The following is a 26,776-nucleotide window of genomic DNA, read 5'->3' as shown; positions in this document are numbered from 1 at the left end:
CGATCCTTGCCTGCCCGCCCTCCGTCGCCGTTCCGGCGGCGGGGGGCCACCCGCCCCGGCGGTCGACCCTTTCGACGCCCGGACAGGCGGGTCCCGTTGACGCGCCCGTCGCCAAGCCGTTACGCCAAGACCGATGACCAGCACCGATCAAGTCAAGCCGAAGACCGCCTCGACCCCGGAGCGCGCCGTCGCCCGAAACCACAAGGCGCGGGTCCGCGAGGAATCGATCGAGCGCATTCTCGACGCCGCCGAGCAGCTGTTCGCCGAGTTCGGCTATCACGGCGTCACGTTGAAGGACGTGGCCGCGCGGGTCGGCGTCAGCTCGACGCTGATCCACTATCACTTCAACGGCAAGGAGAGCCTCTACGAGGCGGTGTGGGCGCGGCGCGCGCCGATTTCCGCGCGCAACCGGCTCGAGGCGATGCGGCGCTACGCCGAGGAAGTTGGCGACAAGGTCACGGTGGAGGGCGCGCTCCATGCCTGGATCGACACCGATCTGAACGTGCAGATCCACGACACCGAACAGTGGATCGCGTTCGGCAAGATCAGCGCCCAGGCCAACAGCGCCGCCGGCTGGGGCGCCGAGAAGATGACCAAGTACTTCAATCCGGTCGTCCTGGCGCTGATCGACCTGCTCAAGAAGGCGATGCCCGACTGCGACGAGGCGACGATCTTCTGGGGCTATCACTTCGTGTCCGGCGCGATGACCCACAACATGGCCCGCACAGGCCGCCTCGACGAGCTGTCGCACGGCCTGTGCTCGTCCGACGATTTCATTTCGATCCGCCGACACATGGCCAGGTTCATGGCCGCGGGCTTCGAGGCGATCTGCCGAGGCTCGGCCGCCGAAGGCTAGCGAACGCGGCGGCGAACGGCGTCTTTCAAAACGGCGAGGGGACAGGTGATGAAGGCTGCTGAGCGGAGCTCCGGGGTGCTGGCCGGCTTGTTCGATCTCGAGGGCAGGGTGGCCATCGTCACCGGTGGATCGCGCGGCCTGGGTCTGCAGATCGCCGGCGCACTCGGCGAATTCGGCGCGACCGTGGTGCTGGTCGCCCGCAAGCAGGTCGAGCTCGAGGCCGCCGTCGCCGAACTCCGCGGGCAGGGCGTCTCGGCGTTCGGCTTCGCCGCCGACCTCGGCGCGCCGGACGGGGCTTCCGTCCTGACCGACTGGGTCCTCGAACACTTCGGCCGGATCGACATCCTCGTGAACAACGCCGGCACGGTCTGGGGCGCTCCGGCCGAGGACTATCCGTTGGAGGGATGGAGCAAGGTCATCGACCTGAACGTGACCGGCCTGTTCCTGCTGACCCAGGCGGTGGCCAAGGCGGCCTTCCTCGAGCAGGGCAAGGGCGCCGTGATCAACATCGCCTCGATCGAAGGCCTGCAGGGTCATCATCCTGATCGACCCGGCACGATCGCCTACAACACCGCCAAGGGCGCGGTCATCAACATGACCCGGGCGCTGGCGGCCGAATGGGGGCCGCGCAACATCCGCGTCAACGCGCTGGCCCCGGGCTACTTCCCCTCGAAGATGACGGCGGCGACGGTCGAAGCGCACGGCGACGAGATGCTGCGCTGGACGCCGCTGGGGAAGCTCGGCGGTCCGACCGACCTGATGGGGGCGGCGCTGCTGCTGGCCTCCGACGCCGGCGGCCACATCACGGGTCAGACGCTGGTGATCGACGGCGGCGCGACGATCATCTGAAGGGCGGGCATCTGAAGGCCGTGCATCTGAAGGCTCGGCCTCAGATCAGGTTCGCGCGGGCGATCCGGCCAAGGTGCAGGGCGCTCGGCTTCAGCGTCCGCTTGAAGGTCTGGCGGTTCACGGCGACCAGCCCGAACGGCACGCCGTAGCCGGAGGTCCATTCGAAGTTGTCCAGCAGCGACCAGTAGAGATAGCTGTGAACGGGGATGCCCTCGTCCAGGCATTGCCGCACGCCGTCCAGCGCCTGGTCGATGAAGGCGATCCGGCGGGCGTCGTCGTTCGTGCCGATGCCGCTCTCGGTCACATAGATCGGCTTGCCGATCGCCCCGTGAGCCCAGCGGATCGTGTTGGCCAGGGCCTGGGGGTAGAACTCGTAGCCGGAAAGGGTGAGCTCGGCGCCGGCCGGCGGCGGCCTCACGCCGTTCTCGTCGACGATGAAGCGGGTGTAGGTCTGGACGCCGAAGAAGTCGGCGTGGGTCCGCGCGACCTCGACCCAATCGCCGTAGAGGCGGCGCTGAAAGATCTCGACCAGGGCCGGGTCGGCGACCGACTGGATGTCCTGGGTGGTCAAGGTCACGCCCACGGGCAGCTCGGGACGGACCTGCTTGATCGCGTCGTAGGCGCGGCGGTGGGCCTCCTGCATGATCGGGGTGGCCACCAGCGGGTCGGCATAGGCCAGGCGGGAGAACCGCGGGGCGTCGGTGGCCTTGGCGGCCGCGGCGACGGCGGCCTTGACGGCCGGGATCGCGGCCTGGATCCCCGGCATCAGGTCGACCAGCAGCCGGATGTTGGCCTCGTTGAAGGTGGTGACCTTGTCCATCAGCCCGCCCAGGCGCTCGACCACCTTGGTGCAATAGCGGGCGAAGAGGGCCGGCGCGTCGGGGGCCTCGAAGCCGCCCCGCTTGGCGAACCACAGCGGCGTCGTGAAATGGTTCAGCGTCACCATCGGCTTGAGGCCGCGCGCGCGGCACGCCTCCAGCATGCGGGCGTAGTGGTCGAGTTCGGCTTCGGAGAAGCTGCCTTCGCTGGGCTCGATCCGAGCCCATTCCACGCCCATGCGATAGCAGTTGAAGCCCAGGCCGCCGGCGATCGCGAAGTCCTCGGCATAGCGATGATAGCTGTCGCAGGCGTCGCCCGAGCGCTCCTTGAACATGCTGGGCCGCAGGTTCTCCATCAGCCAGGCGTCGCTGTTGGTGTTGCCGCCCTCGCTTTGGTAGGCCGAGATCGCTGTCCCCCACAGAAAGCCCGGCGGCGCGGGACGTCTGGATTTGGACTTGTCGGTGGCGTTGGCGAGCCCCGGCGAAAGGGCCAGCGCCGCGCCCGCGCCGGCAAGAATGTCGCGACGTCCGACGCCCGGCGGTTCCTGGGTGCTCATGCTCATCTCCCTCGCGGCGGCGTCGTTCAAAAAAAGAGGGGCGGACGGCCAGGCCGTCCGCCCCAGGGAGGAAGGAACTAGAACGATTTCTTGAGGCCGAACTCGATCGTGCGGCCCAGCGGGTTGCCGGTCCACGGGTCGTAGCCGAACTCCTCCTGGGCGGGCGGCGGGTCCTTGTCGAACATGTTGGCCACCGTCGCCGTCAGAGCCAGGTCGCCGTCCAGCTCAAGCCGGTAGGTGAAGTCGGTGGTGACCCAGTTCTTGCCGTCCTCGCCATACTGAACGCCGGCCCGCTCGTCCTTGACGGCCGAGACGAAGTTGACCCCGAGACGGAAGTTCTGGGCGCCGAGGCTGTAGTTGACGCCTAGGTTGGCGCGCCACTTGGGAGCCGCCTGCGCGAAGGTCGCGAAGTTCAGCGTGCCCAGGCGGTCGTCGCCCGTCGAGATCGTCACGCCGTCCAGAGTGGTCGGGCCGGTCTTCAGCTCGGTCACCCGGGTGGCGGTGAGATTGACGTCGAGGTTGCCCGGTCCCGCCGGCAGGCCGTAGTTGGCCTGGATGTCGAAGCCGTTGGTGGTCTGGCCCGGGCCGTTGCCGTAGCGGGTGGACACCGCCGAGAAGGTCCCGACGCCGCTCATCCCCACCGCGCAACCGGCGTTGAAGGTGATGCGGCGCAGCAGCGGTTGGACGGCGGGATCGCAGGTGGTGATCGTCCCGCCGGCCCCGTTGAACACCAGGCTGGCGATCTGGTTGGGATCGGCGACCTGGCCGATCTGGTCCTTGGTGCGGATGTCGAAATAGTCGACGATCAGGCGGAAGTTGTGATCGTCGGCGAAGCCGCGGCTTTGCCAGATCGCGCCGATGTTCGCGGTCTTGGCGGTTTCCGGCTTGAGGTCGGCGTCGGTGACGAACTGGGCCGCCAGCCAGTTGCTGGCCGCCACCGTGTAGGTGCGGGCGGCCACGGTGATCGCGCCGGGCGTCACGCCCAGGGGCGGGGTCTGGTAGTTGGTGCCGTACGACCCGCGGATAGTCAGCGGACCCCAGACGTTCCACTTGCCCGACACCTTGTAGACGGTCGCGCCGAGATCGTTGGAGAACTCCTCGTGGCGGGCGGCCAGCTGGAAGTTTAGGTTCGACAGCACGGGCACCTGCAGTTCGCCGAACAACGAATACTGGCTCTGGTCGGCCTGGGCCGGGATGGTCGGAGCGAACAGGACGAACGGCCCCGGCGCGTCGGGGGTGCAGCCTCGGAAGTTGGGATCGGTGGTGGCCGTCGGGTTGGCCTCCAGGTTCGGTGAGCCGGCGCCGTTGGCGCTGGTGGTGCCGTGCGGCCATTCGCACTGGACCGTGCCGTTGTTGAACGCGCTGGTGACGATCTGACGGCTCTCGAACGTGCGGTACTGGGCGCCCAGGGCCCAGCCGATCTCGCCGCCGGGCAGCTTGAGCCCCGACTGGCCGTTGAACACCAGGTCGGCGGTGAAGTTGTTGCTCTTGGTCTCGACGGCGCGCGGGTCGAACATCCAGAGGCTCAGGTCCTCGGGGTTCTCGTGGCCAGGGAGGTAGTTGGGGTTGGCCAGGCCCCGGACCGGCTGGCCCTTGAACGAGCTGGAGAAGGGATTCCACCACATGCAGCCGTTCTTGCCGGCCGCGGCGGCGTTCTGGGTGCCGAAGCGGGTGGGGTCGAGATCGGTGGCGTGACAGTTGGGACCGCCGAAACCGTTCAGGGCCTCTTCCAGCCGATAGCCGATCGTGTCGGCGTGGGTGTTGTAGTTGTAGGCGTCGTTATAGGTCAGGGCGAAGTCGTAGCCGACCTTCTTGGCGAACGGCGCCAGGTCGCCGAGATCGCCGGTGATCCCGCCCGACACCCGCCAGACCTTGTTGTCGATCCGGTCCGCGACGCCGAAGCCGTCGCCGCCCGAATAGTAGGGATTGCCGCCGTGACCGAACAGTCGGTAGGTGATCGGCGTGAAGCCCTGGGCGCCGACGATGCCGTGGGCTGCGGCGAACTCGGCCGCGAAGGGGTTGGTGATCGGCACGTAGAACTGGTTGACGGCCCCGGTCGTCAGGGCCGGGCCGCGCGTCACCGGCTGGGCTGGCGAGCCCATCACCTGCGGCAGGGTCACCCGGCCGTAGGACGCGTCGGCGTGGAACTTCATGTGGTCGGTGACGTCCGCCTTCAACTGGGCGTAGAGGCGGTAGGTGTCCTGGTTCTCCACCAGGCGATAATAGGGGATGTAGTTGTAGGCGCAGGTGTAGGCGTTATCGACGCGACCGCCGACGGCGGCGCAGCTGGACGCCGAGAAGTCCGAGACGATCCCGGCGACGGGCGCGCCCCATTCGCCGACGTCCGTGGCGCTGGGAACGGCGGGCAGGGCGCCGCGCGGCAGCCAGCCGGTCAGGTTTGTCAGGGTCGACCACGGCGCGGGATTGTAGCCCGCTCCCGGCGTCAGCGACGGCTTGGTGAAGTCGCGCTCCAAGGTGCCCAGGCGCGAGCGGTGCTCGTATTCAGCCGAAACCAGCAGGTTGACCCGGTCCTCGCCGACCCCGGCCATGACGCCGACCGAATAGTCGCCCTTGGAGCCGTCGATGTACTTGTACTGCGCCTGGGTCTCCAGGCCGACGAACCGGTCCCGGGTGATGAAGTTGACGACGCCGCCGGTGGCGTCGGCGCCGTAGATCACGGCCGCGCCGTCCTTGAGGATCTCGGTGCGGGCCAGGGCGATCGACGGCACGTTGGCCGTGTTCTGGTTCATCCGCCGGCCGTTCAGCAGGACCAGGGTCTTGTCCGCGCCGAGACCGCGCAGATTGTAGTTCACCGAGCCGACCAGGGCCGGGCCGCCGAAATAGTAGGACTCGCCGGTCGTCGGGCCCGAGATCGTCAGGCTCTTGGCGAACTCCAGGGCCGTGGGCGAGCCCTGCTTCTCCAGCGACTGCTGCGAATAGACCTCGACGGGGAGGGCGGCGTCGAGCGCCGAGCCCCGGATGTTGGAGCCGGTGACGATGATCTCCTCGACCTGCGTGACCTTGTCCGACGGCTTCTGCGCGTCCTGCGACCATGCCGGCGACGCGAGACCGGTCATGCCGATCAGAAGCGCAACGCCCGATACGCTCGTAAGCCCGATTTTCATTTGGCTGCCTCCCCATGAATGAGTCTCTTAACGCTCATTCTCACAAGAGTGAGTGTTGCCCATTCGTCGCGACAGCGTCAATCGATCATTGTTCCGTGATCCCGTTTCGAGGCGCGGACGGAGCGACTGCCGTCACGGGAACGATTGACAGGAGCGCGTCGCGCCCCGACTACGCGCAGGCTGGGACCAGGAGGACGGTTTGGCTGGAGCTACGGTTGAAGAGACCAGGGCGGGTCGGCGCACCAAGGCCGAACAGCGCGCCCAGAGCCTCGAGCAGATTCTGGACGCGGCCGAATATCTGTTCTCGCAGAACGGCCTCTACGGCGTGACGCTGCGCGACGTGGCCGAGCGGGTGGGCATCCACACGACGCTGCTGAACTACTACTTCAAGGACAAGGTGAACCTGTTCGAGGCGGTGTTCGCGCGCCGGGCCGGCGTGACCGCGGGGCGGCGGATGGTGGCCCTGGAGCACTACGAGCGGGCGGCGGGCGACAACCCGACCGTGGAGGGCGCGTTGCACGCGTTCCTCGATACGGACCTGGACCTCTATTACGAGGGCGGCGAGCACTGGATGAACTACGCCGCCTTCTGCGCGCGCGTCAGCAACACCCCCGAAGGCGCGGCGCTGATGGACGAGCACTTCGACCCCGTCGTGCTGAAGCTGGTCGGCATCCTGAAGAGGGCCCTGCCGAACTACGCCGACGAGGAGATCTTCTGGGGCTACCACTTTGTCAGCGGCGCCCTGATGAACACCTTGGCGCGGACGGGCCGGATCGACCGGCTGTCGAGCGGCGCCTGCCATTCCGACGACTTCCCGGCGGTCAAGAAGCGAATCGCCCGGTTCATGGCCGCGGGCTTCATCGCTCTGAAGGCGTGAAGCCCGCGAGCCGTCAGGCGCCGCGTTCGGCCCTCTCCTTGCGTTCGGTTCGGGCGAAGGTCCGGGCCAGCCACAGGAACAGCGCCACCGCCAGCACGTAGAACGGCACGAGCGTGTAGAGCGCCATCTGCAGGGAGTTGTGCGGATGGCTGGCGTGGAAGAAGTCGCTGGCCGCCCCGACATAGGTGGGGCCCAGGCCCAGGCCGATGAAGTTCATGATCAGCAGCAGCAGCGCGCCGGACATGACCCGCTGTTCGGGGCGCACCTCCTGCTGCACCAGCGTCACCGCCGACGACAGATAGAAGTAGTTCAGGAAGGTCGGGCCGATCAGGAAGGCCAGGGCCACCGGCCAGGTCGGGGCCCAGACGAAGCCGATATAGAACGGGATGGCCAGGGTCAGCGAGATGACCGGCGCCATGGCGTAAGCGACCTTGGACTTTTGGGTGAAGCGATCGATCACCCGGCCGGAGACGAAGATCCCCGCGCTCATGCCGATCCCCACCACCAGCGCGTACCACAGCGCCACGTCGCCCAGCGCCATGCCTTTCTCGCGCATCAGGAACAGGGTGGTGAAGTTGCCCAGCCCATAGGTGACGAATTGGGTCGCCCCGCTGCCCAGGGCCGCCAGCACCAGGGTCGGGCGCGAGAAGAACATCTTCAGCGTCGACCAGAAACCGGCCTTCACGGGCGCCGCGCCGGCCAGGCCGTCCAGGCCGCCGCGCGGCGGTTCCTTGACGATGAACGGCAGGATGCCCGCCGTCACGACCCCCACCGCGCCCAGCAGAACGAAGGCATGGCGCCAGTCGAAGGCCGCCGCGATCGCCGCGCCGAAGGCGATTCCCAGCGCCGCCCCGACGGGCGGGCCGAGATTATAGATCCCCAGCGCCGTGCCGCGCCTGCCCGGCGGGAAGTAGTCGGAGATGATGGCGTAGGAAGGCGGCACGCCGCCGGCCTCGCCGAAGCCGACCGTCATCCGCGACACGGCGAACTGAGCGTAGTTGGCGGAAAATCCGCAGGCCGCCGTCGCCGCGCTCCAGATCCCGCAGGCCAGGGACAGCACCGCGACGCGGTTGGTGCGGTCGGCCAGCCAGCCGACCGGAATGGCGATGAAGCAGTAGAACATCGCGAAATAGAGACCGCCGATCAGGCCCAGCTGGCCGTCGGTCACGTGCAGGCTGTCCTGGATCGGCTTGGCCAGGATCGACATCAGCTGCCGGTCCAGGAAGTTCAGGACGTAGACGAACCACAGGGCGCCCAGGACGAGCCAGGCGCGGCCGCTTACGGCGGTCGGGGGCGCGGCCTGGTCTGGCTGGACGGCGGGGGAGGGCGAGGCGGTCATCGACGAGCCACCGGGACGACGTCAAGCTTGATTGGGGCGCGCGAACAGGGTCGCGGCGCTTTCGCGCACATGGTCTTCAAGGGTCATCCTCCCAGCCGCCGTTTTTCCAGCTTGGCTTTCTCCAAGCATGCGCTCAAACAGGATCAAAGATCAATATTCACACGCACGATAGTGAACGTTGACAGGCGCCGGGATCGTCGTCACGCTGGGTTCGCAAACGTCGGCGCGAACGACCGACGCTGATCCGGGGAGAAACGTCATGAAAGCTCGGGCAAGGTCCCTGGATTCGCTGGTTTCCCGAGCATTCGTCCTCACCCTGACCCTTTCGGCGCTGACCGCGGCGCCGGTCGCGGCATGGGCGGATCAGCCCGTCGTCCGCGCGCCGGCCGGCGCGCTGCGCGGCGTCGACCAGGACGGCCTGCGGGTCTTCAAGGGCGTGCCCTACGCCGCCGCCCCCGTCGGCGCGCTGCGCTGGAAGCCGCCCGCCGCCGCGCCGGCCTGGAGCGGCGTGCGCGACGCGCTCGACTTCGGCCCGGCCTGTTATCAGCGCAAGCCGCGTCCCGGCGGCATCTATAGCTCGCCGCTGAAGGCGATGAGCGAGGACTGCCTGTCGCTGAACATCTGGGCGCCCGAAAAGATCAGGAAGGCCCCGGTGCTGGTCTGGATCCACGGCGGTTCGCTGACCGGCGGCGCCAGCAGCGAGGGGATGTACGACGGGGCGGCCTTGGCCAGGCAGGGTCTGGTCGTGGTTTCGATCAACTATCGCCTTGGCGTCCTGGGCTACATGGCCCATCCCGAGCTCAGCGCGGAGTCGCCGGACCACGTCTCGGGCAACTACGGCCTGCTCGACCAGATCGCCGCCCTGCGCTGGGTCCAAAGCAACATCGCCGCCTTCGGGGGCGACCCGAAGAACGTCACCATCGCCGGGGAGTCGGCGGGGGGCTTGAGCGTCATGTACCTGATGGCCTCGCCGCCGGCCCGCGGCCTGTTCCAGAAGGCGATCGCCCAGAGCGCCTACATGGTCTCGACGCCCGACCTGCGCGAGCCGAGGTTCGGCCATGTCCCGGCCGAGGCCATGGGCGCGGCGACAGCCGCCAAGCTGGGCGCCAAGAGCCTGGCCGATCTGCGGGCCATGGACGCCGAGACCCTGACGACTTCGGCCCTGATGGCCGGCTTCCAGACCTTCGGCGCCGTCGACGGCAAGGTGCTGCCGGCCCAGCTGGTCGACGCCTTCGATCGCGGGGAACAAGCCCGCGTGCCGATCCTGGCCGGCTTCAACAGCGGCGAGATCCGCTCGCTGCGCGTGCTGGCCCCGCCGCCGCCCGCCGACGCGGCGACCTACGAGGCCGAGATCCGCAAGCGCTATGGCGACCTGGCCGACGATTTCCTCAAGCTCTACCCGTCCAGCGACCTAGCCGAGAGCGTGCTGCTGACGACCCGCGACGCGCTCTACGGCTGGACCGCTGAGCGGCTGGTCGCCAAGCAGACGGCCGCCGGCGCGCCGGGCTATCTCTACCTGTTCGACCACGGCTATCCGGCGGCGGACGCGGCGGGGCTGCACGGCTTCCACGCCAGCGAGATTCCCTACGTCTTCGGCACGGCGAACATGACCCCGCCGGCCTGGCCGAAGAACCCGGACACGCCTGTCGAGGCCAGGCTGTCGACGGCCATGATCCGCTATTGGTCCTCGTTCGCCCGCGACGGCGTCCCGAAGGCGGCCGGCGAGCCCGCCTGGAAGCCCTATGGAAGCGAGCGCGCCTACATGGCCTTCGTCGAGGGACCCCAGCCGGGCGTCCATCTGCGGCCTGGCATGTACGAACTGAACGAAACCGTCATGTGCCGTCGCCGGGCCCAGGGCGACACCCCGTGGAACTGGAACGTCGGCGTCGTCTCGCCGCCGCTTCCGCCCAAGACCGGCCAGTGCGGATAACGAGTACGCCCGATGATCGATGGTGAGATGCAGGCGTTCGCGTTGACGCTCGACAAGTTCCTGGAGCACGCGGCCAAGTGGCGCCCTGACGCGCAGGTCGTGACGGCGCGGGACGGGGGCGGGACCGACCGGATCGGCTACGCGGACCTGATGGTCCGCTGCCGGCGGACCTCGGCGATGCTGGCGGGCCTGGGCGTCGGGACCGGCGATCGCGTGGCCACCCTGGCCTGGAACACCCAGGCCCATGTCGAGGTCTGGTACGGCGTCATGGGCATGGGCGCGGTCTGCCACACGCTCAATCCCCGCCTGACCGCCGACCACCTGGCGTCGATGATCGTGCAGTCGGAGGCCCGCGTCCTGATCGCGTCCGCCGACCTCGCGCCGCTCGCCCGCCAGATCCTGGAGGGCGCTCCCGCGGTCGAGCACCTGTTGATCATCGACGCCGCGGGCGGGGCGATCCCGGATGGCCTGGGCGCGCGCCCGGCCGTCCTGCTGGAGTCGCTGCTGGCCCAAGCGACCGGCGAGGTGGTCTGGGGCGACTTCGAAGAGACCGCGCCCTGCGGCCTGTGCTTCACCTCCGGCACCACCGGGGCGCCCAAGGGGGTGACCTACACCCACCGTTCCAGCTTCCTGCACACCCTGAGGGCGCTGCAGGCCGACGTGATGGCGATCTCGGGCGCGGACAGCATCCTGGCCGTGGTGCCGATGTTCCACGCCAACGCCTGGGGACTGCCGTTCGCCGCCCCGGCCGTCGGCGCCAAGCTGGTCCTGCCCGGACGCATGGCCGACGGCGCCAGCCTAGCCCGCCTGATCGCCGCCGAGGACGTCACGATCGGCGTCGGCGTGCCGACCGTCTGGCTGGGTCTGGTCGAGCATCTGGAAGCGACCGCCGGCGAACTGCCGTCGCTCAAGCGCATCATCGTCGGCGGCGCGCCGATGGCTCCGGCCCTGATGGAGCGCATCGAGCAGCGCCTGGGCGTGCGGGTGCAGACCAGCTGGGGCATGACCGAGCTGTCGCCCTCCGGCACGGTGGCGCCGTTGAGCGCGCCGTCCCACGCCGCGCTTTCGGGCCGACCGGCCATCGGCGTGGACCTGCTGCTGACCGACGCCGACGGGACGCCGCTGGCCCAGCAGCGCGACGTCGAGGGCCACCTGCGGGTGCGCGGGGCGGCGGTGATCGAGCGTTATTTCGGCCACGACGCGCCGGCGACCGACGCCGAGGGCTGGTTCCCCACCGGCGACCTGGCGCGCATCGACGCCGAGGGCAACCTGATGATCACCGGCCGAGCCAAGGACCTGATCAAGTCCGGCGGCGAATGGATCAATCCCGCCGAGATCGAGGCGGTGATCGGGGCGCTGCCCGAGGTCTCGCTGGCCGCCGTCATCGGCCGGTCCGACGCCAAGTGGGGCGAGCGCCCGATCCTGCTGGTCGAGACGCTGGGCGAGGTTAGCGACGAGATCCTGCTGGCCTCGCTGCGCGGCCGCGTCGCCCCGTGGTGGATCCCCGACGCCGTCTACCGGCTGCCGCGCATGCCCTTGGCCGCCACCGGCAAGATCGACAAGATTCGGCTGCGATCGGAGTACGGCGGCGGGTGATCCAAGGGCGCGCGCTCCCGCGCCGATCTTCGATTCCAAGAGCGCCACGACGCTCGTCCAGGGGAATGTCGCCGATGAAGGTTCTGTCCAACATGGTCCGCGGGCTGCTGGGTTTGGCGGCGCTGGTCGTCGTGCAGGGCGTCGCCCTGGCCCAGGCGCCGGATCCGAACGTCCAGCATCCCGACTACGCCGACCCGGCGCTCTGGCTGTGCCGTCCGGACCTGAAGGACAACCGCTGCGAGGTCGATCTCGACGCCACCGTCATCGCGCCCAGCGGCGGGATGACGGTCGAGCGCTATGTCGCCGCCAAGGATCCGAAGATCGACTGCTTCTTCGTCTATCCCACCGTCTCCAATGATCCCGGCTGGGTTTCGGACTTCTCGCCCGACGCGGCCGAGTGGGACGACATCAAGGTGCAGTTCGCCCGGTTCGGATCGGTCTGCCGGCAGTTCGCGCCGCTCTATCGCCAGGGGACGCTGCGGCGGCTGCGGGCCCCGAGCGGCGGCCCGGCCCCGGTGGGGGCGCAGCCGCCCCCCGGCTTCGGCGGGTTTTCCGACGTCGTCGAGGCCTGGAACTGGTACCTGTCCCACGAGAACAAGGGGCGCGGCGTCGTCCTGATCGGCCACAGCCAGGGCGGGGCCATGATCACCCGGCTGATCACCCAGGAGATCGACGGCAAGCCCGTCCAGAAACAACTGGTCTCGGCCCTGATTCTGGGCGCGCCGGTCATGGTCCCGCCCGGCAAGGACGTCGGCGGCGCGTTCAAGTCGGTTCCGCTGTGCCGGGCCGCCGACCAGACCGGCTGCGTGATCACCTACGCGACCTTCCGTGACCGCCTGCCGCCGCCGGCCAACTCCCGCTTCGGCAAGGCCCGTGACGGCCTGCGCGCGGCCTGTGTCAATCCGGCCAACCTGGGCGGCGGCAAGGGCGAGCCGGAGTCCTATTTCATCACCCAGGGCTTCCTGAACGGCTCCGGCGGCGACATCCGACCGGAGTGGGTGCGGCCCATGCGGCCGATCGAGACCTTCTTCGTGAAGACGCCGGGCCTGGTTTCCACCGAATGCGTCGAGAGCGGCGACTTCAACTACCTGGCCCTGCACGTGAACGCCGTCCCGGCCGATCCGCGCACCGACGAGCTGGGCGGCCAGATCATCCGGCGTACGGGCGTGGATCTTTCGTGGGGCCTGCACCTGCTCGACGTCGACCACTCGATCGGCACGCTGATCCGCGTGGTCCGAAAGCAGGGCGAGGCCTACGTGGCTCATCCGCCGCAGGGCTGATCTCTTCACATCCCGCGACAACGGCCGGCGTTTCGACGTCGGCCGTTTTGCTTTATGCCCGTCAGGGCGTCTTTCGTCCGTATTGGCATTGAATTTCGAAAGACGCGGCGCCACGTCGGGGGCGCTGAAGGCGAGCCGTCGGAGCGCTCAAGTCGGAATCGGGGATTTAGAAGACCGTGGGATCATCCCAGAAAGACGAGCCGGGCCTGGTGCGCCAAGCCCATGGCCTGACCGCCGACCTGACGACGCCTGATCGCACGATCTATTGGCTGGATCTGGTCCTGACGGCGACGGTCGCCTGGAGCGGCCTGTGGCTGGCGGCCACCGCCCGCCATCCGGACGTGATCGCCGCCGCCGGCCTGGTCGGCCTGCTGGCCCTGTACCGCGGCCTGAGCTTCATCCACGAGATCAGCCACCTGCGGCCCAAGGACGTGCCGGGTTTCCGCCTGGGCTGGAATCTGCTGATCGGCGTGCCGCTGATGACCCCCTCGATGATGTACGAGGGCGTGCACAACCTGCACCACGCCAAGCATCGCTTCGGCACCGCCAAGGATCCGGAATATCTGCCGCTGGGCCGCTATTCGCCGTTCAAGCTGGGACTGTTCGCGGCGATCTCGCTGCTGGCGCCGCTGGGCGTGATTCTGCGTTCAGGGATCCTGATCCCGCTGTCGTTCGTGATCCCGCCCGTGCGCCGTTTCGTCAGGACCAAGCTGTCGGCCCTGGTGATCAATCCCGACTTCGTGCGCGAGGACAACGACAAGACCCGGCCCGACTGGCTCGCCCAAGAGATCGGCTGCTGGCTGTGGTGCTGGGGCGTCGCGGCCTTGACCGTCGCCGGCGTCGTGCCCGTGCGCGTGGTCCTGACCTGGTTCGCCCTGTTCTCGCTGGCCACCTTCGTCAACCAGTTGCGCACCCTGGTGGCGCACTATTGGGAGAACGACGGCGAGATGATGAGCTTCGAGGACCAGTTCCTCGACTCGGTCAACGTGCCGCCGCCGGCCCTGCTGCCGTTCCTGTGGGCGCCGGTCGGCCTGCGCTACCACGCCCTGCACCATCTGCTGCCGCGCCTGCCTTACCACAACCTGGGCAAGGCCCATGCGCGGCTGTCGGCCCAGCTGGCGGCGACCTCGCCCTATCACCGGGTCGAGGAGAAGGGGCTATTCATGGCGCTGGGCAAGCTGTTCCGCCGCGCCGGCGTGACCCCGCTAACGGTCGAGGCCGACCCGGTCGAACGCCAGAGCGCCTGAGGGCTCAGAACGCGGCAGGGACTGGCGCAGGGCCCAGGCCGCGCCGGTCAGCGACAGGGCGACGGCCGTCATCGTCCATTCCAGCTGGCTGCCCGGCGCGGCGATCACGCGCGGGATGTGCAGCAGCACGACGAAGCTTCCCATCATCGCCGTCAGCAGGGTCGCCGCCAGCCGGGGCGCCACGCCGAACAGGATCGCCAGCCCGGCCGCCAGGTGGCCGGCGCCGGTCGCATAGGCCCAGAACAGCGGGTAGGGGATCCAGCCGGGCACCATCTTGGCCGTGAAGTCGGCATAGGCGAAGTGGCTCAGGCCGAAGACCAGCGGGCAGAGGCCGTAGATCAGCCGCGCGGCCAGCCGCAGCCGGTCATTGGGCGGCTGGGTCGACAGGGTGAACAGCGCCAGCCCCCCGGCCGACAGCGACAGGATCTCGGCCAGGCCCAGCCACGAGCCGACGCTGGCGGGCGCGGCGACGGGTTCGGGGCCATGCAAGGCCACCCAGCCCAGATAGACCGCGGCCAGCGCCGCCGAGGCGGGGCGGGCGGTGCGCGACCACAGGACGCCCAGGCCCAGGACCAGCATGACCACGGCGCTGACCAGGGCCAGGAGGTGATGGCCGGGCAGGTCCTTGGGCACGGGCTGCCACTGCAGCGCGAAGTCGCCGAAGACCAGGCCGATGATCCCCAGCGCCGTCGCGCCGAGGCCGTAGGGAACGCCGTCGCGGTTCATGAATCCTCCCGTTCGAGACGGCGAGCTTGGCCCGCCGGCCGTTGGCTGGCTTGGGGTTTGTTGCGCGGAGCGTGTTGCTCGAGACCCGTTGCCTAGAGGCGGCGAGGCGGGTTCTATGGGCGCGCACCCTGACGGAGGCGTTGCATGTTCCGCGTCGAGACCCACGGCCCCGCCTTGGCCGCCCGTTCGCCGCTGTACGGCGCCGGCGAGGCGCGCTGCGCCACCGACGACTCGGCCCCGATCGAGAAGTGCTACGCCGGCCCCGTGATCGGCGTCGTCGTGGCGGGCGCCTTCGACTACGGCGGCCGCCACGGCCGGACCCGCGCCACGCCCGGCGCGATCCTGCTGGGCAACGCCGGAGAGAGCTTCGACTGCCGCCACCTGGACGCCAGCGGCAATCGCCGGGCGGTGATCGCCCTGCATGCGGACCTGCTGGCCGAGGTCGCCAACGATCACGGGCTGGACGATCCCGCCTTCGCCGTCTCGGCCCTGGCTCCGTCGCGCGAGACCGCGCCGCTCTATGGCGCGGTGCGGCGGGCGGCGGGCGGACTGCGTCTCGGCGAGGAGGAGGTGATCGATCTGACGGCCCGCGCCCTGACACTGGGGCGTCGCACGCGGCGGGCCGCGCCGACCCAGGTCGAGCGTCGGCGCATCCGCGAGGTGGTCCGGCATCTGGATGTCGCTTACGCGGAGCCTTGCGGGCTGGAGACCCTGGCCGCCATGGGCCAGGTCAGCCGTTTCCACTTCATCCGGCTGTTTCGGGCGGTGACCGGCGAAAGCCCGCGCCAATATCTGATCGGCGCGCGTCTGCGGGCCGCCGCCGACCGATTGACCGATACGGCCGAGCCGATCACCCGCATCGCCTTCGACATCGGCTTCAACGACATCTCGCACTTCAACGCCACGTTCCGCCGGGCGTTCGGCCTGTCGCCCACGGCGTGGAGACGGACGGCCTAGGCGTCCAACGCTCGCACCACCGTCTCGCACAGCCGGTGCGTCCCCAACGCGTCCAGCGCCGAAAGCCGTCGCCCGTCGCGCACGGCGCTCAGGAAATGGTCGCACAGACCCTCGAACCCCCGCTGGCGGCCGACCGGGGTCCAGTCGCCGCGCCGGGTCAGGTGGTCCTGGGCCGACTGGTCGACGACCTGGGCCATGTCGACGATCCGCCGCTTGGCGCCGGCGCCCGAGACCTCCCCCGAGACTTCCAGCGTCTCTTCGTTCGCGCCGCTGACCCGGTTCATGACGCCCAGGGCGTCGCGGCCGTCGCCCGACAGCGACAGGGCCACATGCTGCAGCAGGCCGTCCACGACCCGGCCATGCACCCGCGCGTCGCCCGCGCCGGGGGCCAGGAACCGCAGGGTGTCCACCACGTGGATGAAGTCGTCGAACACCACCCGGCGCGGATGGTCGGCCTGGTCGGCGCGGTTCTTCTGCATGACCGTCAGCGGCAGGCCCAGGGCGGCGGCGTCGCGATAGACCGGAGCGAAACGGCGGTTGAAACCGACCATCAGCGAGACGCCGCGCGTCTCGGCCAGGTCGACCAGGGCCTCGCTGTCGGCGGCGTTGTCGGCCAGCGGCTTGTCGACCAGGGTCGGCACGCCGGCCTCCAGCAGGCGGCGGACGATGTCCGGATGCGCCGCCGTGGCCGCGTGGACCAGGGCGCCGTCCAGGCCTTCCGCCAGGGCCGTGTCCAGTTGGGCGTGCAGCCGCTCGACCCGCCAGGCCGCGCCCAGCGCCGCCAGGGTCTGGGCATCGCGGGTGACGAAGACCAGATCGAGGTCCGCGCGAGGACCCAGCACGGGCAGGTAGGCCTTCCTGGCGATGTCGCCCAGGCCGATCATCGCGATACGGAGAGGGGCGATGCGCAGGGTCATGAAGTCCCCAAGAGGTTGAGCAGGTGGTCGGCGAGGGCGGCGGCGTTCCAGGCGTCGGCCCGGGGCGCGAGAAACAATGGAACATCTTCCAGGAACGGCGCCAGGGCCTGGGCGGTCTGGGCCAGATCCGGGGCGTCCAGGCTCTCGCTCATCACCACGGCCGCGACCTCCGCCTTGGCGGCGCGCAGGGCGACCAGGGCCGTCAGGACGTGGCTGATCGTGCCGAGGTACGAGCCCGCCACCAGCAGGACCGGCGCGCCGAGGGCGGCGATCATGTCCAGATTGGTCTCGCCGTCGGTCAGGGGCGACATCACCCCGCCGGCCCCTTCGACCAGCAGCAGGCCGTCGCGAAGCTCGGCGGCGCGGGCCACGGCGTCGATGACCATGTCGTCCAGGACCAGGGCCTGGCCCTCGAGCCGGGCGGCGATGTTGGGCGACAGCGGGGCCCGGTAGCGGCGCGGGGCGATGCGGAACACGTCGCCGGGCGCGCCCAGGGCGGCGGCCAGCCGGGCCGGATCGCTGCCGGCCGCGTCCCTGGGATCGAAGCCGCTGACCACCGGCTTGAAGGCGTCGACGACCGCGCCCCGGGCTTTCAGGGCGCGGATCAGGGCGCAGCTGACATAGGTCTTGCCGATGTCCGTGCCCGTGCCGGTGACGAACAGGGCGGGCATCAGGGGGCGGCCTTGACGTAGGGCTTCACCAGGGCCGCCAGGCGGGCGACCTCGGCGTCGGGGTGCTCGGCGCTGAAGGCGATGCGCAGGCGGGCCGCGCCGGTCGGCACGGTGGGCGGACGGATGGCCACGACCAGGAAGCCCTCGGCCTCCAGGGCGCGCGAGGCGTCCAGGGCGTCCTGCGCCTCGCCGATGATCACCGGCACGATCGGGCTGGCCGCCTTGGCCAGGCCGACGGCCTTGGTGAAGGCCTGGGCCTTGGCCAGGGGCAGGGCGGTCAGGGCGGGCTCGGCCTCGATGATGTCGAGCGCGGCCAGGGCGGCGGCGGCGGCGGCCGGCGGCAGGCCGGTGGTGTAGACCAGGGTGCGGGCCCGGGTCTTGATCAGGTCGACCACGGCCCGCGAGCCGCAGATATAGCCGCCGTATGAGCCGAGGGCCTTGGACAGGGTGCCCATCTGGAACGGGATCTGGGCCTCGGGGAACAGAGCCGCCGAGCCGCGGCCTTCGGCCAGCACGCCCACGCCATGGGCGTCGTCGGACAGCAGCCAGGCGTCGTTGGCTTCGCAGACCGCCGACAGCCAGTCCAGCGGGGCGATGTCGCCGTCCATCGAGAACACCCCGTCGGTGGCGACGACGGCGTGGCGCGCGCCGGCGCGGTGCTCGGCCAGCAGCTCGGCCAGGTGGTCGGTGTCGTTGTGGGCGAAGGGGATGATCCGCGCGCCCGACAGCTGGGCCCCAGCCCAGATGCAGGCGTGGGCCAGTTCGTCGACCAGCACGATGTCGCCCTTGCCCGCGAAGGTGGGGATCACGCCGGTGTTGGCCAGGTAGCCCGAGCCGAACACCACGCAGGCTTCCGCGCCCTTCAACCGCGCCAGCCGCGCCTCCAGTTCGGAGAGCAGCGGGTGGTCGCCGGTCACCAGCCGGGAGGCGCCGGAGCCGGCTCCGTAGGTCTGGATCGCCGCCTGGGCGGCGGCCTTGACCGCCGGATGGTGGGCCAGGCCCAGATAGTCGTTGCAGGAGAAGGACAGCAGCCTGCGGCCGTCGCGCTCGACGAGGGCTCCGGCGGAACGCTGGGTGGGCTTCAGACGGCGCAGCAGGCTGGCGGCCTCAAGGCGCTCGATCTTGTCGGTGGCGTAGGTGTCCAGACTGTGCATCACGGTTCCTGTTTGCCCCTCGCAGCGGGAGGGCATAGGCAGTGCGCCCCCGCTAGGCAACGAAGGATCGCGCGATGACTGTCGAAAGCCCCGACTGGCTTGTCGCCGGCGCGCCCCACGTCTGGCGGCCGTACTGCCAGATGAAGACCGCCCGGCCGCCGCTGCCGGTCGTGGCCACGCGTGGTTCGCGGCTGATTCTGGACGACGGGCGCGAACTGGTCGACGGCCTGGCCTCGTGGTGGACCGCCTGCCACGGCTACAACCACCCCCACATCGCCGCCGCCGTCCGCGACCAGCTGGAGCGCATGCCGCACGTGATGTTCGGCGGGCTGGCGCACGAACCGGTTTACCGCCTGGCCAAGCGCCTGGCCGACCTGCTGCCCGGCGACCTGAACCACGCCTTCTTCGCCGAATCCGGCTCGGTGTCGGTCGAGATCGCCATGAAGATGGCGCTGCAGTTTCACATCAACCAGGGGCGGGCGGGACGCACCAAGTTCCTGTCGTTTCGGGGCGGCTATCACGGCGACACCCTGGCGACGATGACGGTCTGCGACCCTGAAGAGGGCATGCACAGCCTGTTCTCCGGCGTGATGCCTAGCCAGGTGATCGCCGACCTGCCGGTGGACGCGGCGTCGGAGGCGGCGCTGGACGCCCTGCTGGCCGAGCGGAGCGGGGAGATCGCCGCCATCCTGACCGAGCCGCTGGTCCAGGGCGCGGGCGGCATGCTGTTCCACGACCCCGAAGTGTTGCGCACCCTGCGCCGCCTGGCCGACAGGCATGGCGTGCTGCTGATCTTCGACGAGATCTTCACGGGCTTCGGGCGCACCGGCGAGCTGTTCGCCATGCAGGCGGCGGGCGTCGAGCCCGACATCGTCACCCTGTCCAAGGCCCTGACCGGCGGGACCCTGCCGCTGTCGGCGGCGGTGGCCTCGACCCGGGTGTTCGAGGCCTTCTGGTCCGACGACGCCGGGGCGGCCCTGATGCACGGCCCGACCTATATGGGCAACGCCCTGGCCTGCGCGGCCGCCAACGCCTCGCTGGACCTGTTCGAGGGCGGCGCCTGGCGGGCGGACGTGGCGCGGGTGTCGGCGGCGCTGACGGCTGGGCTGGAGCCGGCGCGCGGCGCGCCGGGCGTGGTCGACGTCCGGGTGCTGGGCGCGATCGGGGTGGTGGAGTTCGACCGGCCGGTGGCGGTCGGCGCCCTGTGCGACGCCTTCGCCGCCGAGGGGGCGTGGATCCGGCCGATGGGTAGGACGGTCTATCTGACGCCGGCCTTCACGACGCCGGACGTCGACCTGGCGATCCTGACGGCCGCCATTCGCAAGGTCGTGGGCGCTGGCGGGGTTGAAGGAAGCGGCGGGGTCTGATCCAAGCGGGGCATGTCGTCGAACACGCCCCTGACCGGCCTCGAGCGCCTAGCCATCGCGGCCATCATCCTGACCTGGGGCCTGAACAACGCCGCGGCCAAGGTGGCGACCGCCGAGCTGCCGCCGATGATGGTCGGGGCCCTGCGCTTCGCCCTGGCGTTGGCGTTCCTGGTCCCGTTCCTGAAGCCGCCGTTCCCGTGGTCGAGGCGGCTGATGGCCATCTGCCTGCTGTCGGGACCGATCCACTTCGGGATCATCTACATCGCCTTCGGCCTGGCCAAGTCGCTGAGCCCGCTGGTGGTGGCCACCCAGCTGTGGATCCCGTTCACGGCCCTGTTCGCCTGGAAGATGCTGGGCGAGACCATGAAGCCCCTGGCCGTCGCCGGCCTGGTGGTGGCCTTCGTCGGGGTGGCGTGGATGAGCCTGGACCCGCACGGGGCGGCCGACCTGCCGGCCATCGTGCTGGGCGTGGTCGCCAGCGCCTGCTGGGCCCTGGCCACGGTGTTCGTGCGCCAGACGCCGGGCGCCAAGCCGCTGCAGGTCCAGGCCCTGACCGCCGTCGTCGCCGCGCCGGTGCTGCTGGTGATGTCGTTCGGCTTCGAGGACAACGTCGTCGAACGCGTGAAGACCGCCGCGCCGATCGCCTGGGCCTGCGTGGCCTTCGCCGGGGTGGTCTCGACCATCGGGGCCAGCGCCCTGCTGTTCTGGCTGGTCCAGCGGCGCGAGGCGGGCCGGGTGACGCCCTATTTCCTGCTGACGCCCTTGGTCTCGTGCACGATCGGCGTGCTGTTCATGGGCGACAAGCTGTCGCCGCAGCTGGTGATCGGCGCGGCGGCCACCATGGCCGGGGTGGCGCTGGTGGCGCTGACCGCGAAGAAGGTCGTGCCGGCCGAGGGCGAGGCGACTTAGCGCTTTGCGTCCTTCGAGGCTCGGCTTCGCCTCACACCTCAGGATGAGGAATTCAGCAAAAAGCCCCTCATCCTGAGGCGCCCGCGCAGCGGACCTCGAAGGACGCAGTGCGTTCGCCTACTTCACCACCCCGCAGGCCACGCGCGCCCCGGCCCCGCCGATCGGCTGGGTCTTGTAGTCGTCGGGGCTGGCGTGGACGACGATCGACGAGCCGTCGGGGTCGAGCAGGGCGGGGCGGCCGCCCGCGCCGTTCAGCGACACCAGCGGCGAGAACAGCTCGGCCGTGGCCGCGCCGTCGGCGGCGGCGAACAGGTTGGGCAGGTCGCCGTTGTCGTTGCCGTCCGGGTTCAGCAGGCCGTGGACCACGGCGGTCGTGGTGTGGACGTGGGCGCCGGCCGACTTGAAGTCGGGCGCGCCGCAATCGCCCTTCTCGTGGAAGTGCAGGCCGTGCCAGCCGGGGGTCAGGCCCTTGACCTCGACGCGCAGCAGCACGCCGTGCGGCGCCTCGGTCAGGGTGGCCGTCCCGACCGTCTTGCCGTCGGCGCCCTTGAGTTCGGCCGTGGCGGTCGTCGCGGCGGCGGAGGCCTGGGTGGCGACCAGCAGGCCGGCGGACAGGGCAAGGGCGGTCAAACGCATGGGAAAACTCCTGGAAAGCCAAGGGCTGGGGCCGCGAAGGTGGCGTCTTGGCGAGGGGAATGCTAACTGTTTTTGACGGTTCCGTGTTCGATTCTGACGGCGAAAAATTCCCTTGAGCGACGATCAAAACACCATCCCCGGGTCCCCGGCCTCGCCGGCGTCCCGCGGGGACGTTACCCCCATCAATATCGAAGACGAGCTGCGGCGTTCGTATCTCGACTATGCGATGAGCGTGATCGTCAGCCGCGCGCTGCCCGACGCGCGCGACGGCCTCAAGCCGGTGCACCGCCGCGTGCTGTTCTCGATGCACGAGCAGGGCCAGACGCCCGAGCGGCCCTACGTCAAGTCGGCCCGCGTGGTCGGCGACGTGATGGGTAAGTACCACCCGCACGGCGACGCCTCGATCTACTTCACCCTGGTGCGCATGACCCAGTCGTTCTCGATGGGCCTGGTGCTCATCGACGGCCAGGGCAACTTCGGCTCGGTCGACGGCGATATGCCCGCCGCCATGCGTTACACTGAGTGCCGCATGGCCCCGCCGGCCATGTCGCTACTGGCCGACCTCGACAAGGACACGGTCGACTTCCAGGACAACTACGACGGCAAGGAGCAGGAGCCCGTCGTCCTGCCGTCGCGGATCCCCAATCTGCTGGTCAACGGCGCCGGCGGCATCGCCGTCGGCATGGCCACCAACATCCCGCCGCATAATCTGGGCGAGATCATCGACGCCTGCCTGCTGATGATCGATCAGCCCGACGTCACCACCGACCAGCTGCTGGACCTGGTGCCGGGCCCCGACTTCCCGACCGGCGGCGAGATCATCGGCCGGGCCGGCCCGCGCCAGGCGCTGCTGACCGGCCGCGGCTCGGTGATCATGCGCGGCCTGGCCACGGTGGAAGAGATCCGCACCGGCCGCGAAGCCATCGTCATCACCGCCATCCCCTACCAGGTGAACAAGTCCAACCTGGTCGAGTACATCGCCGAAATGGTCCGCGATAAGCGGATCGAGGGCATCTCCGACATCCGCGACGAATCCAACCGCGACGGCATGCGCATCGTGGTCGAACTGAAGCGCGACGCCTCGGGCGAGGTGATCCTCAACCAGCTCTACCGTTACACGGCGCTGCAAAGCTCGTTCGGCGTCAACATGCTGGCCCTCAACCGCGGCCGGCCCTCGCAGATGGGCCTGCGCGAGCTGATCGACATCTTCGTCAAGTTCCGCGAAGAGGTCGTGGTCCGGCGGACCAAGTTCGAGCTGAGCAAGGCGCGCGACCGCGGCCACGTCCTGGTCGGCCTGACCATCGCCGTCGCCAATATCGACGAATTCATCCACATCATCCGCTCGTCCAAGGATCCGACCGAGGCCCGCGAGCGCCTGGTGGCCAAGTCCTGGCCGGCCGGCGACATGCTGCCGCTGGTCGAACTGATCGCCGACCCGCGCACCGTGCAGGAAGACGGCGGCCTGATCCGCCTGACCGACGAGCAGGCCCGCGCCATCCTGGCCCTGACCCTGTCGCGCCTGACGGGCCTGGGCCGCGACGAGATCGGCAACGAGGCCGCCACCCTGGCCGAAGCCATCAAGGGCTATCTGGACCTGCTGTCGGACCGCGCCAACATCATGGCCGTGGTTCGCGAGGAACTGGTCGAGGTGCGCGAGAAGTTCGCCATCCCGCGCCGCTGCGCGATCGTCGACGGCGACGCCGACATGGAAGACGAGGACCTGATCGTCCGCGAGGACATGGTCATCACCGTCACCCTGGGCGGCTATGTGAAGCGCACGCCGCTGGCCGCCTATCGCACCCAGCACCGGGGCGGCAAGGGCAAGTCGGGCATGTCCACCAAGACCGAGGACGCCGTCACCCGCGTGTTCTCGGCCTCGACCCACGCCCCGCTGCTGTTCTTCACCTCGGGCGGCAAGGTCTACAAGATGAAGGTCTGGCGTCTGCCACAGGGCGTCGCCAACAGCCGCGGCAAGGCGTTCGTCAACCTGCTGCCGATCGAGCCGGGCGAAACCATCACCTCGATCCTGACGCTTCCGGAGGACGAGGCCACCTGGGACGGCCTGGACGTGATGTTCGCCACCCGCTCGGGCAGCGTGCGCCGCAACAAGCTGAGCGACTTCGTGGACGTGCGCCGCAACGGCAAGATCGCCATGAAGCTCGATGAAGGCGACGGCATCGTCGGCGTGGCCGTCTGCGACAGCCAGAAGGACATCCTGCTCAACACCGCCTCGGGTCGCTGCATCCGCTTCTCGACCGACGAGGTGCGGGTGTTCGCCAGCCGCGACTCCACCGGCGTGCGCGGCGTGCGCCTGGCCGAGGGCGACAGCGTCATCTCGATGAGCGTGCTGCGCAATGTCGACGCCACGCCGGCCGAGCGCGCCGCCTATCTCAAGCACCAGCGGGCCCTGGCCCGGGCCATGGGCGAGGAAGGCGAGGAAGCGCCCGCCGCGCCGGAAGAGGCCGAGGAGGAGGGCGCCGAGGCCAGCCTGACGCCCGAGCGCATCGCCGAACTGGGCGCGGCCGAGGAAATCCTGCTGACCGTGTCGTCGGAGGGCTTCGGCAAGCGCACCAGCGCCTACGACTATCGCCGCACCGGCCGCGGCGGCCAGGGCCTGACGGCCCAGGATCTCAGCAAGCGCGGCGGCAAGCTGGTGGGTTCGTTCCCCGTCGAGGAGGGCGACCAGATCCTGCTGGTCACCGACGCCGGCCAGATGATCCGGGTGCCCGTTTCGCAAATTCGTGTTGCAGCGCGGAATACCCAAGGGGTAACCATCTTCCGCACCGCCGCCGACGAGCACGTCGTCAGCGTCGAGCGTCTCGCCGAAGCCGGCGGCGACGACAGCACGGGCGACGACAACACGGGCGACGAAAACGGGGCGGACGAGACCTCGTAAGCGACCCAAAGAGCAGGGGGCCACGGGCATTGCCCGGGTGAGGGAAAAGCATGCGGATTGGTCTCTATCCGGGAACGTTCGACCCGGTCACCAACGGCCACCTCGACATCATCGGTCGGGCGGTCAAGCTGGTCGACAGGCTGGTGATCGGGGTGGCGGTGAATATCGGCAAGGGGCCGCTGTTCTCGCTGGAGGAACGGGTGGAGATGGTGCGCCGCGAGACGGCCCACCTGACCAAGATCGCCGAGATCGAGGTCCTACCGTTCGACAGCCTGCTGATGCATTTCGCCCGCGAGGTCGGGGCCCAGATGATCGTGCGCGGCCTGCGGGCCGTGGCCGACTTCGAATACGAATTCCAGATGACGGCCATGAACCAGCAGCTCGATCGCGAGATCGAGACGGTGTTCCTGATGGCCGACCCGCGCCACCAAGCCATCGCCTCGCGCCTGGTCAAGGAGATCGCGGCCCTGGGCGGCGACGTCCACAAGTTCGTGCCGCCGGGCGTGGCCGAGCAACTGCTGGGCAAGCTGACGAAGTAGGCGCGGCTTGCTCTAGTTGGAGCGCGGCGGAAGGCCCGCCGCCTCCGGTTCGATGACCGGCGCCCAGAGCCGGCAGACCAGGCCGTCCGGGGTGAAGCTCAGCTCGGCGGGACGCCCCAGTTCGCCGGCCATCACCCGGCTCAGGACCACGGAGCCAAATCCTGCCAGGGCCTGCTCGGCGTCGCCGGCCCCGCCGCGTTCGCGCCATTCCAGCACGGCCAGGTCGCCCTCCAGCCGCCACTGCAGCCGAACACGACGGTGATCGGCGGACCCTGCGTCCGGCCGATTCGCGACATTGGCCAGCTCATGCAACGCCATGGCGACGGCGATTGCGCTCTTCGGAGACAGCCGCGCCTTGGGGCCGATGATCGTGTAGCGATCGGGAAAGTCGTAGGGGCGCAGCAGTTCGCTGGCGATCTCGGCCAGATCGGCGCCGGTCCAGAGTTCGCGGTTGAGCACGTTGTGGGCGGCGGACAGGGCCATCAGGCGGGCGGCGACGGCCGGTTCCGCGTCCCTGGCCGACTCATGGTCCCGTAGCGTCTGGCGAACCAGCGACTGCACGGTCGTGAGCGTGTTCTTGACCCGGTGATTGAGCTCGTTGATCAGCAGGGTGCGCTGGTGCTCGAACCGGCGGGCCTCGGTCACGTCGGCCGCGATGCCGATATGACCGCAGAACCTGCCTCGCGCGTCGAACCGCGGCCGCCCGTAGAGCTCGATCACCCGCACCGCGCCGCCCGGCCGGCGAAAGCGGCCTTCGAAACTGACCGCGCCGTGGGCCGCGCGCGCCGCGTCCCGGGCGGCCAGCAGCCGAGGCCTGTCCTCCGGATCGATCCAATGCAGCCAGCCTTCGCCCAGCAGCTCCCGGCGCGGACGCCCCAGGGCGTCGACCATCGCCTGGTTGATGAACACCAGCTTGCCGTCGGCGCGGCTCAGCCACGCGGCCGTGGGCGCACCGTCCGCGACCTCGCGATGCCGCTCCTCGCTCAGGGCCAGCCGGCGCTGCGCGGCCCGCGCCGCGGTCACGTCGGTCCAGGTGGCGGCGACGCCGTCGTCATAGGCGAAGGCCCGAACGGCCAGCAGCCGGGCGCGATCGCCGCTTCGGAAACGCAGCTCGGCCTCGGCGGGCCGCCCGGTCGCCGCGACCTTCTCCACCAGTTCGGCGAACGCGCTGTCGGGCCCGAGCCCGGCTAGGTCGCAATAGCCGCGGCCGATCAGGTCCTCCCGGTCCTGGCCAAAGAGGCGTTCGGCCGCCGCGTTGCAGTCGGAAATCCGCCAATCGGAATCCAGGCCGATGAACCCTCCGGGCAACCCCTCCGCCAGCTGGCGCGAGCGAGACCTGTGTCTGGCGGTGTCGGCTTGCAGGCCTTCGGGCGCGCCGGCGAACATGGCAACTCTCCGCTACGCCGCGGTCGGTCCGGGCCCCATCGCGCCAAGCTGGTTGGCGACCCCATTGTTTCGGGGCTTCAGGGGCGGTCAATCGGGCGGAATCAGGAGACGGCGCATCGGCGGTCTTGCGCCGGCCACCCCAAA

Annotated in this window: 21 protein-coding genes and 1 pseudogene; 13 read left to right on the top strand and 9 right to left on the bottom strand. The window is 69.7% G+C overall.

The features are described from left to right. Nucleotides 1-133: 133 nt before the first annotated feature. Both ASD38_RS13365 and ASD38_RS13360 read left to right on the top strand, forming a co-directional pair. Nucleotides 134-856 carry a TetR/AcrR family transcriptional regulator gene (locus ASD38_RS13365; RefSeq protein ID WP_056436356.1) on the top strand — a complete coding sequence of 241 codons (723 nt, stop codon included), beginning with the start codon at nt 134-136 and terminating at the stop codon, nt 854-856. Nucleotides 857-904: 48 nt separating this feature from the next. Then, nucleotides 905-1,705, top strand: coding sequence for an SDR family oxidoreductase (locus tag ASD38_RS13360; RefSeq protein WP_056436359.1), 801 nt, complete (start codon nt 905-907; stop codon nt 1,703-1,705). A 40-nt stretch (nt 1,706-1,745) separates the two neighbouring features. Here ASD38_RS13360 and ASD38_RS13355 read toward each other — a convergent pair whose 3' ends face one another. Continuing rightward, nucleotides 1,746-3,080 (bottom strand): glycoside hydrolase family 1 protein, encoded by a 1,335-nt coding sequence (locus ASD38_RS13355; RefSeq protein ID WP_056461426.1) that lies wholly within the window; start codon nt 3,078-3,080, stop codon nt 1,746-1,748. 77 nt (nt 3,081-3,157) lie between these two features. Next, nucleotides 3,158-6,205, bottom strand: a complete 3,048-nt coding sequence (locus ASD38_RS13350; RefSeq protein WP_056436365.1) for a TonB-dependent receptor domain-containing protein — start codon at nt 6,203-6,205, stop codon at nt 3,158-3,160. A gap of 199 nt (nt 6,206-6,404) precedes the next feature. Here ASD38_RS13350 and ASD38_RS13345 point away from each other — a divergent pair, with 199 nt between their 5' ends. Next, the gene (locus ASD38_RS13345; RefSeq protein WP_056436370.1) at nt 6,405-7,082 is read left to right on the top strand and encodes a TetR/AcrR family transcriptional regulator; all 678 of its coding nucleotides are present in this window, start codon (nt 6,405-6,407) and stop codon (nt 7,080-7,082) included. A gap of 13 nt (nt 7,083-7,095) precedes the next feature. Here ASD38_RS13345 and ASD38_RS13340 read toward each other — a convergent pair whose 3' ends face one another. Then, nucleotides 7,096-8,421: a spinster family MFS transporter gene (locus tag ASD38_RS13340; protein ID WP_056460552.1), complete on the bottom strand. Its 1,326-nt coding sequence runs from the start codon at nt 8,419-8,421 to the stop codon at nt 7,096-7,098. Nucleotides 8,422-8,680: 259 nt separating this feature from the next. On the opposite strand from ASD38_RS13340, the gene ASD38_RS13335 reads away from it, so the two are divergent. From ASD38_RS13335 to ASD38_RS13320, 4 genes are all read left to right on the top strand, one after another. Beyond that, complete coding sequence (locus ASD38_RS13335; protein ID WP_056460550.1) at nt 8,681-10,351, top strand: carboxylesterase/lipase family protein; 1,671 nt, start codon at nt 8,681-8,683, stop codon at nt 10,349-10,351. 12 nt (nt 10,352-10,363) lie between these two features. Further along, nucleotides 10,364-11,947, top strand: coding sequence for an AMP-binding protein (locus tag ASD38_RS13330; RefSeq protein WP_056460548.1), 1,584 nt, complete (start codon nt 10,364-10,366; stop codon nt 11,945-11,947). Between the two features lie 74 nt (nt 11,948-12,021). Beyond that, a complete protein-coding gene (locus ASD38_RS13325) occupies nt 12,022-13,227 on the top strand; it encodes a DUF3089 domain-containing protein (RefSeq protein WP_235523836.1) in 1,206 nt (401 codons plus the stop codon). 209 nt (nt 13,228-13,436) lie between these two features. Next, nucleotides 13,437-14,474 carry a fatty acid desaturase family protein gene (locus tag ASD38_RS13320; protein WP_327020135.1) on the top strand — a complete coding sequence of 346 codons (1,038 nt, stop codon included), beginning with the start codon at nt 13,437-13,439 and terminating at the stop codon, nt 14,472-14,474. Here the strand turns inward: ASD38_RS13320 and ASD38_RS24190 are convergent. Beyond that, the gene (locus ASD38_RS24190; RefSeq protein WP_056460545.1) at nt 14,433-15,200 is read right to left on the bottom strand and encodes a DoxX family membrane protein; all 768 of its coding nucleotides are present in this window, start codon (nt 15,198-15,200) and stop codon (nt 14,433-14,435) included. The genes ASD38_RS13320 and ASD38_RS24190 overlap by 42 nt on opposite strands. 144 nt (nt 15,201-15,344) lie before the next feature. Here ASD38_RS24190 and ASD38_RS13310 point away from each other — a divergent pair, with 144 nt between their 5' ends. Next, nucleotides 15,345-16,157 (top strand): helix-turn-helix transcriptional regulator, encoded by an 813-nt coding sequence (locus tag ASD38_RS13310; protein WP_056436389.1) that lies wholly within the window; start codon nt 15,345-15,347, stop codon nt 16,155-16,157. Here the strand turns inward: ASD38_RS13310 and ASD38_RS13305 are convergent. From ASD38_RS13305 to bioF, 3 genes are read right to left on the bottom strand one after another with little or no spacing between them, the layout of a single operon-like run. Then, nucleotides 16,154-17,074, bottom strand: coding sequence for a Gfo/Idh/MocA family protein (locus ASD38_RS13305; RefSeq protein WP_056436392.1), 921 nt, complete (start codon nt 17,072-17,074; stop codon nt 16,154-16,156). The two genes, ASD38_RS13310 and ASD38_RS13305, sit on opposite strands and share 4 nt — an antisense overlap. Beyond that, nucleotides 17,071-17,745 carry a dethiobiotin synthase gene (gene bioD, locus ASD38_RS13300; RefSeq protein WP_056460543.1) on the bottom strand — a complete coding sequence of 225 codons (675 nt, stop codon included), beginning with the start codon at nt 17,743-17,745 and terminating at the stop codon, nt 17,071-17,073. Before bioD ends, ASD38_RS13305 begins: the two co-directional genes overlap by 4 nt. Further along, entirely contained in the window at nt 17,745-18,899 is a 1,155-nt protein-coding gene (bioF, locus tag ASD38_RS13295) for an 8-amino-7-oxononanoate synthase (RefSeq protein WP_056460541.1), read from the bottom strand. The genes bioD and bioF overlap by 1 nt, the downstream gene beginning before the upstream one ends. A gap of 74 nt (nt 18,900-18,973) precedes the next feature. Between bioF and ASD38_RS13290 the strand changes: the two genes are divergently transcribed. From ASD38_RS13290 to ASD38_RS24185, 3 genes and pseudogenes are all read left to right on the top strand, one after another. Further along, nucleotides 18,974-20,266: an adenosylmethionine--8-amino-7-oxononanoate transaminase gene (locus ASD38_RS13290; protein ID WP_056460539.1), complete on the top strand. Its 1,293-nt coding sequence runs from the start codon at nt 18,974-18,976 to the stop codon at nt 20,264-20,266. A 12-nt stretch (nt 20,267-20,278) separates the two neighbouring features. Then, nucleotides 20,279-21,175 (top strand): DMT family transporter, encoded by an 897-nt coding sequence (locus ASD38_RS13285; protein ID WP_056436404.1) that lies wholly within the window; start codon nt 20,279-20,281, stop codon nt 21,173-21,175. Beyond that, a pseudogene (locus ASD38_RS24185) lies at nt 21,176-21,294 on the top strand (hypothetical protein); the annotation flags it as partial. It lies immediately after the preceding gene. On the opposite strand, the gene sodC reads toward ASD38_RS24185, so the two are convergent. Then, entirely contained in the window at nt 21,293-21,811 is a 519-nt protein-coding gene (gene sodC / locus ASD38_RS13280) for a superoxide dismutase[Cu-Zn] (RefSeq protein ID WP_056460537.1), read from the bottom strand. The pseudogene ASD38_RS24185 and the gene sodC sit on opposite strands and share 2 nt — an antisense overlap. A gap of 112 nt (nt 21,812-21,923) precedes the next feature. Between sodC and gyrA the strand changes: the two genes are divergently transcribed. Beyond that, nucleotides 21,924-24,707 (top strand): DNA gyrase subunit A, encoded by a 2,784-nt coding sequence (gene gyrA / locus ASD38_RS13275; RefSeq protein WP_056460535.1) that lies wholly within the window; start codon nt 21,924-21,926, stop codon nt 24,705-24,707. A gap of 50 nt (nt 24,708-24,757) precedes the next feature. Continuing rightward, entirely contained in the window at nt 24,758-25,246 is a 489-nt protein-coding gene (gene coaD, locus ASD38_RS13270) for a pantetheine-phosphate adenylyltransferase (protein WP_056436411.1), read from the top strand. Between the two features lie 12 nt (nt 25,247-25,258). On the opposite strand, the gene ASD38_RS13265 is transcribed toward coaD, so the two are convergent. Then, nucleotides 25,259-26,632, bottom strand: coding sequence for a sensor histidine kinase (locus tag ASD38_RS13265; RefSeq protein WP_056460533.1), 1,374 nt, complete (start codon nt 26,630-26,632; stop codon nt 25,259-25,261). Between the last annotated feature and the right edge of the window lie 144 nt (nt 26,633-26,776).

The organism is Caulobacter sp. Root487D2Y, assembly GCF_001427165.1.
Taxonomy (GTDB): domain Bacteria; phylum Pseudomonadota; class Alphaproteobacteria; order Caulobacterales; family Caulobacteraceae; genus Caulobacter.
This window is presented reverse-complemented; position numbering and strand designations above follow the sequence as displayed.

Coding starts and splice junctions, on each gene's coding strand:
- ASD38_RS13365 (WP_056436356.1), top strand. CDS start 134: ATGACCAGCACCGATCAAGTCAAGCCGAAGACCGCCTCGACCCCGGAG.
- ASD38_RS13360 (WP_056436359.1), top strand. CDS start 905: ATGAAGGCTGCTGAGCGGAGCTCCGGGGTGCTGGCCGGCTTGTTCGAT.
- ASD38_RS13355 (WP_056461426.1), bottom strand. CDS start 3,080: ATGAGCACCCAGGAACCGCCGGGCGTCGGACGTCGCGACATTCTTGCC.
- ASD38_RS13350 (WP_056436365.1), bottom strand. CDS start 6,205: ATGAAAATCGGGCTTACGAGCGTATCGGGCGTTGCGCTTCTGATCGGC.
- ASD38_RS13340 (WP_056460552.1), bottom strand. CDS start 8,421: ATGACCGCCTCGCCCTCCCCCGCCGTCCAGCCAGACCAGGCCGCGCCC.
- ASD38_RS13335 (WP_056460550.1), top strand. CDS start 8,681: ATGAAAGCTCGGGCAAGGTCCCTGGATTCGCTGGTTTCCCGAGCATTC.
- ASD38_RS13330 (WP_056460548.1), top strand. CDS start 10,364: ATGATCGATGGTGAGATGCAGGCGTTCGCGTTGACGCTCGACAAGTTC.
- ASD38_RS13325 (WP_235523836.1), top strand. CDS start 12,022: ATGAAGGTTCTGTCCAACATGGTCCGCGGGCTGCTGGGTTTGGCGGCG.
- ASD38_RS24190 (WP_056460545.1), bottom strand. CDS start 15,200: ATGAACCGCGACGGCGTTCCCTACGGCCTCGGCGCGACGGCGCTGGGG.
- ASD38_RS13310 (WP_056436389.1), top strand. CDS start 15,345: ATGTTCCGCGTCGAGACCCACGGCCCCGCCTTGGCCGCCCGTTCGCCG.
- ASD38_RS13305 (WP_056436392.1), bottom strand. CDS start 17,074: ATGACCCTGCGCATCGCCCCTCTCCGTATCGCGATGATCGGCCTGGGC.
- bioD (WP_056460543.1), bottom strand. CDS start 17,745: ATGCCCGCCCTGTTCGTCACCGGCACGGGCACGGACATCGGCAAGACC.
- bioF (WP_056460541.1), bottom strand. CDS start 18,899: ATGCACAGTCTGGACACCTACGCCACCGACAAGATCGAGCGCCTTGAG.
- ASD38_RS13290 (WP_056460539.1), top strand. CDS start 18,974: ATGACTGTCGAAAGCCCCGACTGGCTTGTCGCCGGCGCGCCCCACGTC.
- ASD38_RS13285 (WP_056436404.1), top strand. CDS start 20,279: ATGTCGTCGAACACGCCCCTGACCGGCCTCGAGCGCCTAGCCATCGCG.
- sodC (WP_056460537.1), bottom strand. CDS start 21,811: ATGCGTTTGACCGCCCTTGCCCTGTCCGCCGGCCTGCTGGTCGCCACC.
- coaD (WP_056436411.1), top strand. CDS start 24,758: ATGCGGATTGGTCTCTATCCGGGAACGTTCGACCCGGTCACCAACGGC.
- ASD38_RS13265 (WP_056460533.1), bottom strand. CDS start 26,632: ATGTTCGCCGGCGCGCCCGAAGGCCTGCAAGCCGACACCGCCAGACAC.